Annotated in this window: 14 protein-coding genes and 1 pseudogene; all 15 read left to right on the plus strand. The window is 69.8% G+C overall.

All coding sequences use genetic code 11. From position 1 onward, the window contains the following. Positions 1–635, plus strand: a 635-nt coding sequence (locus NX1_RS31510; protein WP_281217513.1) for a glutamate ligase domain-containing protein, incomplete at its 5' end; no start/stop codon positions are given. A gap of 76 nt (positions 636–711) precedes the next feature. Beyond that, positions 712–2214, plus strand: a complete 1503-nt coding sequence (locus NX1_RS31515; RefSeq protein ID WP_068067608.1) for a UDP-N-acetylmuramoyl-tripeptide--D-alanyl-D-alanine ligase — start codon at positions 712–714, stop codon at positions 2212–2214. 147 nt (positions 2215–2361) lie between these two features. Continuing rightward, positions 2362–3438 (plus strand): phospho-N-acetylmuramoyl-pentapeptide-transferase, encoded by a 1077-nt coding sequence (mraY, locus tag NX1_RS31520; RefSeq protein WP_068067611.1) that lies wholly within the window; start codon positions 2362–2364, stop codon positions 3436–3438. Positions 3439–3487: 49 nt separating this feature from the next. Continuing rightward, positions 3488–4930, plus strand: a complete 1443-nt coding sequence (gene murD, locus NX1_RS31525; protein WP_068067614.1) for a UDP-N-acetylmuramoyl-L-alanine--D-glutamate ligase — start codon at positions 3488–3490, stop codon at positions 4928–4930. Then, positions 4927–6435, plus strand: coding sequence for a putative lipid II flippase FtsW (gene ftsW / locus NX1_RS31530; RefSeq protein ID WP_084501899.1), 1509 nt, complete (start codon positions 4927–4929; stop codon positions 6433–6435). The genes murD and ftsW overlap by 4 nt, the downstream gene beginning before the upstream one ends. A 113-nt stretch (positions 6436–6548) precedes the next feature. Beyond that, positions 6549–7643: an undecaprenyldiphospho-muramoylpentapeptide beta-N-acetylglucosaminyltransferase gene (gene murG, locus NX1_RS31535; RefSeq protein WP_068067617.1), complete on the plus strand. Its 1095-nt coding sequence runs from the start codon at positions 6549–6551 to the stop codon at positions 7641–7643. Then, positions 7640–9127, plus strand: coding sequence for a UDP-N-acetylmuramate--L-alanine ligase (gene murC, locus NX1_RS31540; protein WP_068067620.1), 1488 nt, complete (start codon positions 7640–7642; stop codon positions 9125–9127). The genes murG and murC overlap by 4 nt, the downstream gene beginning before the upstream one ends. 6 nt (positions 9128–9133) lie before the next feature. Continuing rightward, positions 9134–9886: a cell division protein FtsQ/DivIB gene (locus NX1_RS31545; RefSeq protein ID WP_084501900.1), complete on the plus strand. Its 753-nt coding sequence runs from the start codon at positions 9134–9136 to the stop codon at positions 9884–9886. A 367-nt stretch (positions 9887–10253) separates the two neighbouring features. After that, on the plus strand, positions 10254–11492 hold the full coding sequence (ftsZ, locus tag NX1_RS31550; protein WP_068067623.1) for a cell division protein FtsZ: 1239 nt from the start codon (positions 10254–10256) through the stop codon (positions 11490–11492). 216 nt (positions 11493–11708) lie between these two features. Further along, positions 11709–12437 (plus strand): peptidoglycan editing factor PgeF, encoded by a 729-nt coding sequence (gene pgeF, locus NX1_RS31555; RefSeq protein ID WP_068067627.1) that lies wholly within the window; start codon positions 11709–11711, stop codon positions 12435–12437. 43 nt (positions 12438–12480) lie between these two features. Further along, positions 12481–13230 (plus strand): YggS family pyridoxal phosphate-dependent enzyme, encoded by a 750-nt coding sequence (locus NX1_RS31560; protein WP_068067630.1) that lies wholly within the window; start codon positions 12481–12483, stop codon positions 13228–13230. A 187-nt stretch (positions 13231–13417) separates the two neighbouring features. Next, positions 13418–14200 carry a cell division protein SepF gene (locus tag NX1_RS31565; RefSeq protein WP_068067633.1) on the plus strand — a complete coding sequence of 261 codons (783 nt, stop codon included), beginning with the start codon at positions 13418–13420 and terminating at the stop codon, positions 14198–14200. 89 nt (positions 14201–14289) lie between these two features. Further along, positions 14290–14592 (plus strand): YggT family protein, encoded by a 303-nt coding sequence (locus tag NX1_RS31570; RefSeq protein WP_067785731.1) that lies wholly within the window; start codon positions 14290–14292, stop codon positions 14590–14592. Between the two features lie 66 nt (positions 14593–14658). Beyond that, complete coding sequence (gene wag31 / locus NX1_RS31575; protein ID WP_068067636.1) at positions 14659–15510, plus strand: DivIVA-like cell division protein Wag31; 852 nt, start codon at positions 14659–14661, stop codon at positions 15508–15510. Positions 15511–15660: 150 nt separating this feature from the next. After that, positions 15661–15873 (plus strand): annotated as a pseudogene (locus NX1_RS31580) (hypothetical protein); the annotation flags it as partial. Positions 15874–15960: the final 87 nt, after the last annotated feature.

The following is a 15960-nucleotide window of genomic DNA, read 5'->3' on the forward strand; positions in this document are numbered from 1 at the left end:
GTCTTCCCGGCCGTTACAACGTCGCCAACGCGCTGCTCGCGGTGGCCGTGTGCGCCGCGGCGGGCGTCGATCCCGCCGTCGCCGCGCCCGCGCTGGCCGTCGTCGACGTGCCGGGCCGCATGCAGCGCGTCGAGCGCGGCCAGGATTTCCTCGCCGTGGTCGACTACGCGCACAAGCCCGCCGCGCTGGAATCGGTGATCGCCACGCTGCGTGTCCACCTGGCCGCCGACAATCCGGTCGCGCCAGGTCGCTTGGCCGTGGTGGTCGGCGCGGGCGGCGACCGCGACGCGGGCAAGCGGCCGCTGATGGGCGAGGTCGCGGCAAGAGGAGCCGACCTGTTGATCATCACCGACGACAACCCGCGCTCCGAGGCGCCTGCCGAGATCAGGGCCGCGATCGCCGCGGGCGCGCTGGCCGTGCCCGCGGGCGAACGCGGCGAGGTCCGCGAGATCGGCGACCGCGCCGCGGCTATCGCCGCCGCGGTGGACTGGGCCAGACCCGGTGACGCGGTGCTGATCGCGGGCAAGGGCCACGAGGCGGGCCAGGAGATCCAAGGTGTGAAACACCCATTCGACGACCGCGATGTCCTCGCGGACGCCTTGTCGCGCAAGGCGGCCGCGGAGGCGCGGGCATGAACTTTCAGGCGGCACAGCATGTTCAGCGAGCAGAGCGAAGTCCGCACCGGACGGACGCGGAGGACTTGACGGTTTCATGATCGAGATGACACTGCGGGAGATCGCGGACGTCGTCGGCGGCACGCTGCACGACGTACCCGACCCGGAGGTGCGAGTGACCGGTTCGGTCGAATTCGATTCGCGCCGAATCGGTTCGGGTGATCTGTTCCTCGCCCTGCCGGGCGAGCGGGCCGACGGACACGAGTACGCCGCGGACGCGGTGGCCGCGGGCGCGGTGGCGGTGCTCGCCGCGCGCCCGGTCGGCGTGCCCGCCATCGTGGTCACTCCGAGCCGGGGCCAGCTGCCCGCGACTTCCGTTGCGCTGATCCATGATTCGGACGGATCGGGCGCCGCCGTGCTGGCCGCGCTCGCCGCGCTCGCCCGCGCCAGCGTCGAACGGCTCACCGCGGCAGGCGGTCTCACCGTCGTCGGGGTCACCGGATCCTCCGGCAAGACCTCGACCAAGGATCTGCTCGCCGCGGTGCTCGCGCCGCTCGGCCCGGTCGTCGCGCCCCCCGGTTCGTTCAACAACGAACTCGGCCATCCATGGACCGCGCTGCGCGCCGACGAGAAGACGCGCTTCCTGGTGCTGGAGCTCTCCGCGCGCGGGCCGGGCCACATCGCAGCGCTCGCCGCGGTGGCGCCGCCGAGCATCGGCGTCGTGCTCAATGTCGGCACCGCGCATCTCGGCGAGTTCGGCAGCCGCGAGGCCATCGCGCAGACCAAGGGCGAACTCGTAGAGGCGCTGCCCCCGACCGGTCTCGCCGTGCTCAACGCCGACGACCCTCAGGTGGCCGCGATGGCAGCACGTACCAGCGCCAAGGTGGTGCGGGTCGGCCAGGCGGGCAATGCCGACATCAGGGCGAGTGACATCCGGCTGGACGCCGAGGCGCGCGCCGGGTTCACGCTGCACACTCCGGCGGGCAGCACGCCGGTTCAGTTGGCCGTGCACGGCGAGCATCAGGTGGGCAACGCGCTCTCCGCCGCCGCGGTCGCGCTGGCCTGCGGCGCCGATCTGGCCACGATCGCGCGGGCGCTCTCCGGCGCCGAGCGGGTGTCGGAGCGCCGGATGGACGTGCGCACCACCGCGGACGGCGTCACCGTCGTCAACGACTCCTACAACGCCAATCCGGATTCCGTGCGCGCCGCGCTGAAGGCGCTGGTGACGATGTCGCGCGCGGGCGAGACGCCGCGGCGCAGCTGGGCGGTGCTCGGCGAAATGGCCGAGCTGGGTGAGGAATCCGTGATCGAGCACGACGGCATCGGCAGGCTCGCGGTGCGCCTCGACGTGGACCGCCTCATCGTCGTCGGTACCGGAAGGCCCTCCCGCGCGATGCACCAGGGAGCGGTGATGGAAGGCTCATGGGGCGAGGAATCGGTCCTCGTGCCCGATATCGGCGCGGCCATCGCGCTGCTCGACGACGAGGTCGAGGCGGGCGATGTGGTGCTGGTCAAGGCGTCGAAGTCGGTCGGCCTCTGGGCGGTCGCCGAACACTTGACCGGCGCGGGGCGAGGCGGCAACGCGGAGGCAGGGCAGTGAGCGAGCGAGCCATGGATACAGCGGCCGACGGCCGAACGACTGCGCCGAGCGTCAGCGAGGTGAAGGCGTGAGCGAGCGGAGCCAGCGAGCCATGGGCACAGCGGCCGTCGGCCGAACGACTGCGCCGAGCATCAGCGAGGTGCAGGCGTGAGGCAGATCCTATTCGCGGCGGCGATCGCCCTCGCGGTGTCGATTCTGTTGACGCCGCTGCTGATCCAGTTCTTCGCCAAGCAGGGCTTCGGCCAGGAGATCCGGGTCGACGGCCCGGCCAGCCACCAGGCCAAGCGCGGCACGCCGACCATGGGCGGCGTCGCCATCCTGATCGGCATGTGGGCCGGTTACCTCGGCTCCCACCTGATCGGCATCGGCTACGACGCCGAGGGACCGACCGCCTCGGGCATGCTGGTGCTCGGATTGGCCACCGCGCTTGGCGCGGTCGGCTTCACCGACGACTTCATCAAGCTGCGCAAGCAGCGCAATCTCGGGCTCACCGCCGCGGGCAAGTACATCGGACAGCTCACGTCGGCGGTGATCTTCGGTATTCTCGCGCTTCAGTTCCGCGGCGAGAACGGCTTGACGCCCGCCAGCCGTCACCTGTCCTACGTGCGCGACATCAACACGGTGTCGGCCGGTGTGATCATCTTCCTCGCGTTCGTCTGCTTCGTGGTCGTCGCTTGGTCCAACGTCGTGAACCTCACGGACGGACTGGACGGACTGGCCGCGGGATCGATGAGCCTGGTGCTCGGCGGCTACGTGATCATCACCTTCTGGCAGTACTACCACGCGTGCGCGACCAAGCCCGAGACCGGTTGCTACAACGTGCGCGACCCGCTGGACCTGGCGCTGGTCTGCGCGGCGGGCGCCGCGGCGTGCATCGGATTCCTCTGGTGGAACGCCGCGCCCGCCAAGATCTTCATGGGCGACACCGGGTCGCTTGCGCTCGGCGGTCTGCTCGCCGGCATCTCCATCACCACCAGGACCGAGCTGCTCATGATCGTGATGGGCGCGCTGTTCGTGGCCGAGGGCGTGTCGGTGGTGTTGCAGGTGGCCGTCTTCCGCACCACCCGCAATCGATTGTTCAAGATGGCGCCGTTCCATCACCATTTCGAGCTCAGCAAATGGGCCGAGACGACTGTGATCATTCGGTTCTGGCTCTTGGCCGCCATGGCCTCGGCAGTCGGCCTCGGTCTGTTCTACAGCGAATACCTCTCCGCGGTCGGGTGAACTAGCGATGGTCGAACATTCTCCGCGGGCCCTCCGATCTCCGGGGCCCATGCTCGAATTCCTGCGTGGCCGTGACGTGCTCGTCGCCGGCTGGGGCGTCTCCGGTCGCTCCCTTGTGGAACCGCTGCGCGATATCGGCGCGCATCCCGTGGTCACCGACGCGGGCGCCAAGGCGCTCGCCGAGGCCGCCGAACTCGGCCTGGAAGTGGCCACGTGCGTGGATTTGGAAACCGCCGATCTGAGCCGCTTCGCACTGGTCATCACCAGCCCTGGCTGGCGGCCGGACTCTCCGGTGCTGGTTTCCGCGGTCACCGAGGGCATCCCGGTATGGGGCGACGTCGAATTCGCCTGGTGGGTCGACCAGGCCAGGATCTACGGCCCGGTGCGCAAATGGCTGGTGGTGACCGGCACCAACGGCAAGACCACCACCACCCAGATGACCCACTCGATCCTGCGCGCCGCGGGCATCGCCAGCGTCGCCTGCGGCAATATCGGCACCCCGATCCTGGACGCGCTGCGCCGCAATCCCGGCCCGCAGGTGCTCGCCGTGGAACTGTCCTCGTTCCAGCTGCATTGGGCGCCCTCGGTCCGGCCGGAGGCGGGCGTGGTGCTGAATGTCGCCGAGGATCACCTGGATTGGCACGGCGGTCTCGACGCCTACGCGGCCGCCAAGGCGCGGGCGCTGGTCGGCCGGGTCGGCGTGGTCGGTCTGGACGATCCGGTGGCGGCCTCGCTGGCCCGTCGCTCCAAGGCCCGCCGCACCGTCGGCTTCCGCATCGGCGTGCCCGCCGACGGTGAGCTCGGCGTGGTGGACGGCAAACTGCTCGACCGCGCGTTCACCAAGGCGGCGATCCTGGCCGAGGTCGGCGACATCAGCCCGCAGGGGCCGGCCGGTATCGCCGACGCGCTCGCCGCGGCCGCGCTGACCAGGGCCATCGATGTGGCGCCGCAGTTCGTCAAGGAGGGTCTGCAGGAGCACAAGGTCGGCCCGCACCGGGCGGCCTTCGTGCGCGAGCTGGCAGGCGTCGAATTCGTCGACGACTCCAAGGCCACCAATCCGCACGCCGCGCGATCATCGATCCTGGCGCATCCGCAGGTCATCTGGGTCGCGGGCGGCCAGCTCAAGGGCGCGGGCGTGGAGGACCTGATCGAGGAGGTCGCCGACCGGCTCGTCGCCGCGGTGCTGATCGGGTCCGACGCGCCGGTGATCGCGGCCGCGCTGGCGCGACACGCGCCGGAGGTCCCCGTCGTCGAGGTCCGCGCGGGGGACGATGCTGTGATGGCTGACGACCCTTCCAGATCCGACAAGGCCGACGCCGTGATGGCGCAGGCCGTGCGCGTCGCCGCCGGATTCGCCCGCTCGGGAGACACCGTGCTGCTGGCTCCCGCGGCCGCCTCTCTCGACATGTTCACCGACTACACCCACCGCGGACGCAGTTTCGCCACCGCGGTGCACACGCTGGAAGACGGTGACATCGGGCGGCAGCTATGACGGGGACGACGCGGCGGCTGCGCGGCGCCAAGACCGAGCCGAAGGGTTCGCGGGGCGCGCAGGCGCCCGCGGCCCGGTTCGTTGCCTGGCTGGCGCGCCCGCTCGCGTCGTTCCATCTGATCGTCACCATCGCCACGCTGCTCACCGTGCTCGGGTTGGTGATGGTCCTCTCCGCTTCCAGCGTCGAGGCGTACGCCGAGCGCGGTTCGGCCTACTCGTTGTTCGTCCAGCAGGCCATGTTCGCCGCGCTCGGCTGCGTGATGTTCTATCTCGCGCTGCGCATTCCGATCCGCAAGCTGCGGCAGTGGTCGTTCCCGATGTTCGCGGTGTCGGTGCTCGCGCTGGTGCTGGTGCTCATTCCCGGCATCGGCAGCGAGGTGCAGGGCTCGCGGCGCTGGTTCGACCTCGGGCCGGTATCCGTGCAGCCCTCCGAGATCGTCAAGGTGACGTTCGTGGTGTGGGGCGCGCACCTGCTGGCCTCGCGCCGGTCGGAGAAGGCGACGCTGAAAGACATTCTGGTGCCGCTGGTTCCGGCGGGCATGCTGGTGTGTCTGCTCGTGGTGCTCGAGCCGAACCTGTCCACCACCATCGCGCTCGGCATCGTGCTGGCGGCGCTGCTGTGGTTCGGCGGACTGCCGGTGCGGCTGTTCGTCACCATCGCGGTGTCCGGCGTCGTCGCCGCGGGCGTTCTCGCGCTCTCCGCCGGCTACCGCTCGGATCGCATGCGCGCCTTCTTCAATCCAGGCGAGGACCCGCAGGGCATCGGCTATCAGGCGCGCCAAGCGCAGTACTCGCTGGCCGACGGCGGCATCTGGGGCCGCGGGCTCGGGCAGAGCCGGGCCAAGTGGAGCTATCTGCCGAACTCGCACAACGACTTCATCTTCGCCATCATCGGCGAGGAGCTCGGGTTCCTCGGTTGCGCCTTGGTGCTCGGTCTTTTCGCGCTGTTCGTCTACACCGGCCTGCGCATCGCGAGCCGTTCGGTGGACCCGTTCCTGCGGCTGCTGACCGCGACGGCGACCACCTGGATCACCGCGCAGGCGCTGATCAACGTCGGGTACGTGGTCGGTCTGCTGCCGGTGACCGGTCTGCAGCTGCCGCTGGTCTCGGCGGGCGGTTCCTCGCTGGCCATCACGTTGTTGATGTTCGGCGTCATCGCCAACGCCGCCCGGCACGAGCCGGAGGCGGTGTCCGCGCTGCAGGCCGGCCAGGACGGGCGGTTCAGCCGCCTGCTGCGACTACCCAAACCAGAGGTCTACTCGCCGGCCAAGGCGGAGGCCGCGAGGGCGCGCAGCGCCGCCAAGGCCGCGGCGCAGCGGGCACGCACCGAACGATCCAGGCAGTCCGACCGGTCGCGCCAAGCGCAGCCGCGGCGCGGGCAATCCGGCGCACCGGTTCGGCGCCGCTCGCCGGAGAGCAGGGGCACCAGTTCGCTGCGTGCCACCAGGGCATGGGAGCCTAACTATCCGATGCCACATGCTAGAGAACGGGGAAGATCCAGGTGAACGCACCGCGGCGCGAGCGACGGGCCCGGAGGAGGCAGCGCAGCGTAACCACGGAGGGACCCGGGAGTGCCGCAAATTCAACACAGCGGTCCGCGAAGGGAACCGGACTTTCGGTGATCGTCGCGGGCGGTGGCACGGCGGGACATGTCGAACCGGCACTGGCGGTCGCCGACGCGCTGCGGCGCCTCGACGATTCGATCCGGGTGACGGCGCTCGGCACCGAACGCGGTCTGGAGACCAGGCTGGTGCCGGAGCGTGGTTACCCCCTCGAGCTGATTCCGCCGGTTCCGTTGCCGCGCAAGCCGACCGCGGACCTGCTGCGGCTGCCCGGCCGGGTGCGCGCCGCGGTGGCAAGGACGCGAGCCGTCATCGACGCGGTGCAGGCCGACGTGATCATCGGCTTCGGCGGTTATGTCGCGCTGCCCGCCTACTTGGCCGCGGGTCGCGGAGTGCTGCGGCGCAGGCGCGCGGTGCCGGTAGTGGTACACGAGGCCAACGCCAAGGCGGGTATCGCGAACAAAGTGGGCGCCCGGCGCGCCGCGCGTGTGCTCGCCGCGGTGCCGGATTCCGGGCTGCCGCACGCCGAGGTCGTCGGCATTCCGGTGCGTGCCGCGATCACCACGCTGGACCGCGCCGCGTTGCGCTCCGAAGCCCGCGCGCACTTCGGGCTGCCCGCCGACGGCCCGGTGCTGCTGGTGTTCGGCGGGTCGCAGGGCGCGCGCAGCCTGAACGAGGCGGTGTCGGGCGCAGCGCCGCAGCTGGCGGCGGCGGGCGTCTCGGTGCTGCACGCGCACGGCCCGAAGAACACCTTGGAGGTCGCCGAGGGCGACGGCGCGGCGCGCTATGTGGCGGTGCCGTATCTGTCCAGGATGGATCTGGCCTACGCCGCCGCCGACGCGGTGGTGTGCCGGTCGGGCGCGATGACGGTCGCCGAGGTGTCCGCCGTCGGCCTGCCCGCCTTCTACGTGCCGCTGCCGCACGGCAACGGCGAACAGGAATTCAACGCCCGCCCCGTGGTCGCGCAGGGCGGTGGCAGAATTGTCCCCGACGCCGAACTGTCCCCGAAGTACGTGATCGACGAGGTGATACCGCTGCTCATGGACCCCGCACGGCTGACCGAGATGGGCCGCGCCGCCGCAGGCGCAGGCCACCGCGACGCCGCCGACGAGGTGGCGCGGATCGTAGTGGAACTGGGGCGCGGCCGATGACCGACGAGCGTTCGGCGCTCCCGCCCGAACTGGAGCGGGTGCACATGGTCGGCATCGGCGGTGCCGGAATGTCCGGTATCGCCCGCATCCTGCTCTCCCGCGGCGGCGCGGTGTCGGGTTCGGACGCCAAAGAGAGTCGCGGCGTGCTCGCACTGCGAGCCAGGGGCGCGCAGGTCCGTATCGGCCACGACGCGGGCGCGCTCGATCTGCTGCCCGGCGGCCCGACCGCGGTGGTGACCACCTACGCGGCCATCCCGAAGACCAATCCCGAACTGATGGAAGCGAATCGGCGCGACATCCCGGTGCTGCTCCGCCCGGCCGTGCTTGCCTCGCTGATGCGTGGGCACCGCACACTGCTCGTGTCGGGCACCCATGGCAAGACCTCGACGACCTCGATGCTGATCGTCTCGTTGCAGCACTGCGGCCTCGATCCGTCCTTCGCGGTCGGCGGTGAGCTGAACGAGGCGGGCACCAACGCCCACCACGGCACCGGCGACACCTTCGTGGCCGAGGCCGACGAGAGCGACGGCTCGCTGCTGCAGTACGACCCCGACGTCGCGGTGGTCACCAACATCGAATCCGATCACCTCGACTTCTTCGGCTCCGACGCCGCCTACGTGCAGGTGTTCGACGACTTCGCCGACCGGCTCGCCGAGGGCGGACTGCTGGTGGTGTGCCTGGACGACCCGGGCTCGCGTGCGCTGGCCGAGCGGGTCGGTCCCCGTCTGGCGGACAAGGGCGTGCGGGTACTCGGCTACGGCTCAGGCGAACTCACCGACGCGCCGGTCCCCGTCGGCGTGCGGCTGCACAGCTGGGAACCGCGCGACGTGGGCGGGCTCGCCCAGTTCCAGCTGGCCGACGAAACCGCGCCGCGCACGCTGCGGCTCTCGGTGCCGGGGCGGCACATGGCGCTCAACGCGCTTGCCGCGCTGCTCGCCGCGCGCGCCGCGGGCGCCGACGTGGACGAGATCGTCCAGGGGCTGGAAGGTTTCGGCGGTGTGCACCGGCGTTTCCAGTTCGTCGGCAGGGAGAACGGCGTGCGGGTCTTCGACGACTACGCGCACCATCCCACCGAGGTCCGCGCGGTGCTGGGCGCGGCGGCCGAGCTGGTCCAGCAGGAGGCGCGCGACGGCGCCCGCTCGCGTCAGGGCCGGGTGATCGTGGTCTTCCAGCCGCACCTGTACAGCCGCACCGCGACCTTCGCCGAGGACTTCGGCGTGGCGCTGAGCCTGGCCGACGAGGTCGTCGTGCTCGACGTGTACGGCGCGCGCGAGAAGCCGCTGCCCGGCGTGAACGGCGCGCTGGTGGCCCAGTCGGTCACCAAACCCGTGCACTACCAACCGGATATGTCGCGGGTCGGCCGTCAGGTCGCCGGGCTCGCGCGGCCCGGTGACGTGGTGATCACCATGGGGGCGGGCGACGTCACCATGCTCGGCAGCCAGATTCTCGACGGGCTACGGGCGCGTCCCCAGTACGGGCGGTGAGCCGCGATGCGGCCGGGGGGTGACCGGCGCGGGCGCGAGCGGCGGGCCGCGGGATGGCTCGATCGGTTCGAGCTGCTGCGGCGGCCCGGCGGTCCGGCCCGGCTGCGCCGGATGCGGCTGTGGGGACTGCTCGGCGGGTGCCTGATCACCGTCGCGCTGCTCGTCTTCTGGTTCACGCCCGTGCTTTCGGTGCGCACCGTCGATATCGACGGCCTGTCCGTCGTGCAGGAAGCGCAGGTGCGTGAGCGCCTCGAAATTCCCTCGGGCCGCTCGATGCTGCGCATCGACACCGACGCCATGGCACGGCGGGTGGCGACTATCCCGAAAGTGCGCTCCGCGCGGGTGCAGCGGGTGTATCCGTCCACCGTCCGGGTGACCGTGGTCGAGCGGACGCCGGTGCTGTACTTCGAGAGTCCCGAAGGCGCGCATCTGATGGATGCCGAAAGCGTCGAATTCGCCATCGAAGCCGCGCCCATCGGCGTGCCGAAGCTGGTCACCGAACAGCCCGGCGGCGCCGATCCGGTCACCCGCGCCGCGGTCGCGGTGCTGACCGTCTTGCCGCCCGCCCTGAATATCCAGGTGGGCGAGGTTGTCGCACGGTCTATTTCGGATATCTCGCTCGAGCTGCACGACGGACGCACGGTACTCTGGGGCAGTGCGAACGATGCCGAACGCAAGGCAGCGGTGGTGTTGCCGCTGCTGACCCGGGAGGGAACGGTGTTCGACGTTTCGAGTCCGAATCTGGTCACGGTAAAGTGATCGATACCCCTTGTGCCCAGCGAATTTTCGGGGGCGCTCTGCCAGAAGGCGCAGGGCCGCCGCCGGGATGGGGCTCGGGGGGCAACCGTCCAACCATACGGTGTGTGGAGTGGCGAACGAGAGGGATCACACAAGATTCTGTCACTCGTGTCGGCGCGCCTGCGCCCGTATCGCGGCGGCTGCGAATAGCGTTCCGCACCAGTCGGATACTTGACATAACGCTAACCCTGTGGTTGAGGTTTAGGGTTTGCCCGGCCGCGGATCGTGGAGTGAAACGGTCCCGGGCAAAGCGACCGAGGGTGTCCCCATAGCGAAATGTCCTGAATCCGAAAATGACAGGCTTTAGATCGAAGGAAGGCGAGAGCCCATGACGCCCCCGCACAACTACCTTGCGGTGATCAAGGTCGTCGGTATCGGCGGCGGCGGCGTGAATGCCGTCAACCGGATGATCGAACAGGGACTCAAGGGAGTCGAGTTCATCGCGGTCAACACCGACGCGCAGGCGCTGCTGATGAGCGACGCCGACGTCAAGCTCGACGTCGGCCGCGAGCTCACGCGCGGCTTGGGCGCGGGCGCCGACCCCGAGGTAGGCCGCAAAGCCGCCGAGGACCACAAGGACGAGATCGAAGAGGTGCTCAAGGGCGCCGACATGGTCTTCGTGACCGCCGGCGAGGGCGGCGGCACCGGCACCGGCGGCGCTCCTGTCGTGGCGAGCATCGCGCGCAAGCTCGGCGCGCTGACCATCGGCGTGGTCACCCGGCCGTTCTCGTTCGAGGGCAAGCGCCGCGGCAACCAGGCCGAGGTGGGCATCAACCTGCTGCGCGAGTCCTGCGACACCCTCATCGTCATCCCGAACGACCGGCTGCTCCAGCTCGGCGACGCGGCGGTCAGCCTGATGGACGCCTTCCGCTCCGCCGACGAGGTGCTGCTCAACGGTGTTCAGGGCATCACCGACCTGATCACCACCCCCGGCCTGATCAACGTCGACTTCGCCGACGTCAAGAGCGTCATGTCCGGTGCGGGCAGCGCGCTCATGGGCATCGGTTCGGCGCGCGGCGAGGGCCGGTCGGTGAAAGCGGCCGAGGCGGCGATCAACTCGCCGCTGCTCGAGGCATCGATGGACGGCGCGCACGGCGTGCTGCTCTCCATCGCGGGCGGGTCCGACCTCGGTCTGTTCGAGATCAACGAGGCCGCCTCGCTGGTGCAGGAGGCCGCGCACATCGAGGCCAACATCATCTTCGGTACCGTCATCGACGATTCGCTCGGCGACGAAGTGCGCGTCACCGTCATCGCGGCCGGTTTCGACGGCGGCGGGCCGGCCCGGCGCACCTTCGACCCCGCGACCACGCGCGGCGCGATCGGCTCGGGACGCGCGGGCGAGATCGGCCAGACCAGCAGGACGAGCGAGATCACCGGGTCGACCACGCGCAGCACCGAGTCCACCACGACCGGCTCCTCCTCGAGCGTGACCCGCGGCGCCGTGCCGAGCTATCGGCCCCCGCTCGCCGAGCCGACGGTCTCGCACAACAGCCGGTCGCACATCCAGCCGCCGGACGGTGGCGACGACGATGACGACGTCGACGTGCCGTCCTTCATGCGTCGCTGACCCGGTCTTCCGCTCGTCCCGGGATTTCTCCGGGACGAGCGCCCTGGCTCGTCGCCCGAGGTGAGGTTCGCCGCACGGCGAGCCGTGCGGCCAGACCACCCGGAAGCGAATCAGCCCACCATCCAGGATGATTCGCCGCCGGCGTGGCTCGGCATTCGCTGACCGAGCCGTGGCGGCGGCCTTCGGAGCCCCGGTTCGCCTACTAGGCTCGAGTGCATGACTGCTGCCCACACACTCACCGTCCGACGGGTCACGACGACCAGGGCGGGCGGCTTCTCCGCGCCGCCCTACGACTCGTTCAACCTCGGCGACCACGTGGGCGATGATCCGGTGGCCGTGCGCCGCAACCGCGACCGCCTCGCCGATGGCATCGGCCTCACCCCGGACCGGCTGGTGTGGATGGAGCAGATCCACGGCCGCGCGGTGGAAATCGTCGACGGGCCGCGCTCCGAGCCGGTGCCCGCCACCGACGCCCTCGTCACCACCGTGCCGAATCTCGCGCTGGTCGTGCTGACCGCGGACTGCGTCCCGATCCTGCTCTCCGACGACGAGGCCGGCGTCATCGCCGCCGTGCACGCGGGCCGCATCGGCGCGCGCATCGGCATCGTCCCGCGCGTGCTGGACGCGATGGTGTCGGTCGGCGCCAGGCTGGACCGCGTCGGAGCGTTCCTCGGACCGGCCGCCTCCGGTCGGCAGTACGAGGTGCCCGCCGCCATGCGCGCCGACGTCGAGAAGCACCTGCCAGGCAGCGCGACCACCACCGTGCGCGGCACCCCGGCGCTCGACCTGCGCGCCGGAATTCGCAGGCAGCTCACCGAGGCGGGCGTCGCTGCCGTCGCCGAGGACCCGCGCTGCACCATCGAGGACAAGACGCTGTTCAGCCATCGCCGCGGCGCGCCGACCGGACGCATGGCGGGAGTGATCTGGATCGAGGGCCCGAAATGACGCGGCGCGGTTCGGAAACACGGCGCGGTTCGGGGCGCCGCCGATGACCGACTCGGAAACCGTTGTGGCACAAGCCGACGCGCGCACCGCGGAGCTGGCGGGCAATCTCGACGTGCTGCTCGGGCGAATCGACGCCGCCTGCCGGGCGACCGGCCGGGAGCCGGGCTCGGTGCGGCTGCTGCCGGTGACGAAGTTCTTTCCCGCCGCGGATGTGGCGATCCTGTACGGCCTCGGCCGCCGGGAGTTCGGCGAGTCGCGCGAGCAGGAGGCCACCGCCAAGGTCGCGGAACTGGACGACCGGCGAGACATTCGGTGGCACATGATCGGCCGCTTGCAGCGCAACAAGGCCAGGGTGGTCGCGCGCTGGGCGCACACCGTGCACTCGGTGGACAGCGAACGGCTGGCAACGGCTCTTGACAAGGGCGCGCTGGCCGCGCTGGACGCGGGCGAGCGCACCGAACCCCTGCGCGTGCTGCTCCAGGTGAGCCTGGACGAGGACCCGGAAAGGGGCGGCGTCGGCCAGAACGATCTCGATCGGCTCGCCGACCAGGTCGCGGCCGCCGAAGGTCTGCAGCTCGCGGGCTTGATGGCGATTCCGCCACTCGACGCCGATCCTCATAGCGCATTCGCACGGCTTGCGACTTTGCACACGCTGCTACTCGCCAGACACCCCGGCGCAACCGAACTTTCTGCAGGAATGTCGGGTGATCTGGAATCAGCGATCGAACATGGTTCCACCGTTGTGCGTGTCGGTACCGCCTTGATGGGCACTCGACCGATAACCTCGGGCTAGCAAAGAAACCTCATCAGTCACATATGACACATAAGATTGGGACAGAAGAGGGCTGAGCAAGACTTCAACACCCGGCCGCCACCGGGGCCGAAGGAAGGTCGACCAGAATGAGCGAGCGCAGCGAGCGAGGACTCGACGTAGCCACCATCGTGGTCATGACGGTGCCGCGCGGTAGCGGGGTGCAATCATGAGCACGCTGCACAAGTTCAAGGCTTACTTCGGCATGGTTCCGCTCGAGGATTACGAGGACGACTACGTCGACGATCGCGCACCGCGCGGGAACGAGCGCGGTGGCGCACGGGGGCGTTCCTACTCTGAGCGGCCCGGCTACGGCGCCGACCGGTATGCCGAAGATCGTTACGGCGCAGACCGTTTCGACGAGGACGTCGACTACCCCGAGCCCGCCTACAAGTCGCAGTACCAGGCGGGTTACCCGGCGGCGCGCCGTGACGAGTACGCCGACGAGCCCTACGGCGACGATCGCTACGAGTCGTCACGGCGGCCTACCCGAATCGATGCGGCCCCGTCGACGGGCCGGTTCCGTGCGGGCGGCGGCGCAGGCATGTTGCGGGGAGCCACCAGGGGTGCGCTCGCCGTCGATCCCGACGCCGAGGAGCGGCGGCTGGAGGAGCGCGTGCGCCCCGAGCCCGCGGCCGTTCGCCGGCCAGGGATCTTCGAGGACGGAGGTCCCTTGTCCAAGATCACGACGCTGCGTCCGCGCGATTACAGCGAGGCCCGCATCATCGGCGAGCGTTTCCGTGAGGGGAACCCGGTGATCATGGACCTGGTCGATCTGAGCAACGCCGATGCCAAGCGGCTGGTCGACTTCGCGGCCGGGCTGGCCTTCGCGCTGCGCGGTTCGTTCGACAAGGTGGCGACCAAAGTGTTCCTGCTCTCACCCGCCGACGTGGACGTATCGGCCGAGGAACGACGCAGGATCGCCGAAACCGGCTTCTACAACCAGAAATAGCGGTGTGATCCGGGGGGTTCGCCGATCTGGTCGCGCGCGGGGCGGTGTGGTCATTTTGCGCAACGCCGATTTTCGGGCAGAGTGAAGTCGTGGCCTTGTTCGCGGTGCTGTACTTCGTACTGTTCATCTTCTGGCTGTTGCTGATCAGCCGGGTGATCGTCGAGTTCGTTCGTAGCTTCGCCCGTGACTGGCGACCGACCGGTGTCGTTGTCGTCATCCTGGAGGTGATCTTCACGATCACCGACCCTCCGGTGAAACTACTGAGACGACTGATACCACCGGTGTCTCTGGGGGGAATTCGCCTGGACCTGTCGATTATGGTCCTGCTATTCATCGTCTTCATCCTGATGTCGATCGTGAGCAGGCTCGGCCAACCGGTAGCTCCGGTGTGACAGAATGGGCCAAGATACCTTGCTAGATCTGCTAGATGTCCAAAAGACGCGTGAAGGGATCCTTCCATGCCGCTGACCCCAGCTGATGTGCACAACGTCGCGTTCAGCAAACCGCCGATCGGGAAGCGCGGCTACAACGAGGACGAGGTAGATGCCTTCCTCGACCTCGTGGAGCAGGAGCTCTCGCGTCTGATCGAGGAGAACGCGGATCTGCGCCAGCGGGTCGCCGAACTCGACGCGGAACTGGCCGACGCCAAGAAGAACCGGCAGGCGGCCCCGGCGACCGTCAAGGCCCCGGTACAGCAAGCACCGCCGCCGGAACCGATCAAACCCCCGGTGCCCGCGCCCCCGCCCGCACCGATGCCCGCGGCGCCGCCCGCGCCGAAGGACGCCCCCGGCGCCGACGCGAACCTGCAGGCCGCGAAGGTGCTCAGCCTGGCCCAGGAGATGGCGGACAGGCTGACCAGCGACGCGAAGACCGAGGCGGAGAACCTGCTCTCCAACGCGCGGGCGAACTCGGAGCGACTGGTCGGCGACGCGCGGACCCGTTCCGAGGCGATGATCTCGGACGCTCGCCAGAAGTCCGACGCGATGCTGTCGGACGCGCAGACCCGCTCGGACAACCAGCTGCGCCAGGCCAAGGAGAAGGCCGACGCTCTGCAGGCCGACGCCGAGCGCAAGCACACCGAGATCATGGCGACCATCACCCAGCAGCGCAGCGTGCTGGAGAGCCGGATCGAGCAGCTCAAGACCTTCGAGCGCGAGTACCGTGTGCGGCTGAAGTCGTACCTGGAGTCGCAGCTCGAGGAGCTCGAGAACCGCGGCTCGGCGGTCCCGGTGGACGGCGGCGAGGCCTTCGCCGACGCGAACACCGCGAACAACCTCGCGCCCGCGTCGTTCGCCAAGGGCGGCAAGTAGTTCCGCCCCGCGCGGCCCCCGGCCGCGCCCGGTCGCCGAAGTCGTTGTTCGAGTAGCCAGAGGTACAGTCGAATCGCCTGGCATGCCTGACGGACCGAGCCGGACGGAGTCCATCGACAGTCCGCGCGTGGCCGCAGGCAGAGGGACGCCGAGGGGGTCATCATGCTCGTCCTGACGCTCGTTCTCGCGGCGATCGGCTTTGCTCTGCTCGTCACCGCGCTGACCACCGGGTCGGTGCTGTGGGCGTGGGGGTGCATCGTCGTGTGCGTCATCGGCGCGGTGCTGCTGCTGGTGAGCGCCCTTTCCATGCGCAGGCCGGACAACGACGCACCGCCCCCGCCAGGGCGGCACGCCAAACGCTGAGGCCGGGCGCGGGAATATCGTTTGCCCTGGCTGGTTAGAATCGAGACAGAACGGCGCCGATCCGGCCATCACCGGGGAGCCTTCGGA

It is taken from the genome of Nocardia xishanensis NBRC 101358, assembly GCF_001613365.1.
Lineage (GTDB): Bacteria > Actinomycetota > Actinomycetes > Mycobacteriales > Mycobacteriaceae > Nocardia > Nocardia xishanensis.

What these genes read in the sequence shown, in the direction of transcription:
- NX1_RS31515 (WP_068067608.1), top strand. Translation starts at nt 712, where the DNA reads ATGATCGAGATGACACTGCGGGAGATCGCGGACGTCGTCGGCGGCACG.
- murD (WP_068067614.1), top strand. Translation starts at nt 3,488, where the DNA reads ATGCTCGAATTCCTGCGTGGCCGTGACGTGCTCGTCGCCGGCTGGGGC.
- ftsW (WP_084501899.1), top strand. Translation starts at nt 4,927, where the DNA reads ATGACGGGGACGACGCGGCGGCTGCGCGGCGCCAAGACCGAGCCGAAG.
- murC (WP_068067620.1), top strand. Translation starts at nt 7,640, where the DNA reads ATGACCGACGAGCGTTCGGCGCTCCCGCCCGAACTGGAGCGGGTGCAC.
- NX1_RS31545 (WP_084501900.1), top strand. Translation starts at nt 9,134, where the DNA reads ATGCGGCCGGGGGGTGACCGGCGCGGGCGCGAGCGGCGGGCCGCGGGA.
- ftsZ (WP_068067623.1), top strand. Translation starts at nt 10,254, where the DNA reads ATGACGCCCCCGCACAACTACCTTGCGGTGATCAAGGTCGTCGGTATC.
- pgeF (WP_068067627.1), top strand. Translation starts at nt 11,709, where the DNA reads ATGACTGCTGCCCACACACTCACCGTCCGACGGGTCACGACGACCAGG.
- NX1_RS31560 (WP_068067630.1), top strand. Translation starts at nt 12,481, where the DNA reads ATGACCGACTCGGAAACCGTTGTGGCACAAGCCGACGCGCGCACCGCG.
- NX1_RS31565 (WP_068067633.1), top strand. Translation starts at nt 13,418, where the DNA reads ATGAGCACGCTGCACAAGTTCAAGGCTTACTTCGGCATGGTTCCGCTC.
- wag31 (WP_068067636.1), top strand. Translation starts at nt 14,659, where the DNA reads ATGCCGCTGACCCCAGCTGATGTGCACAACGTCGCGTTCAGCAAACCG.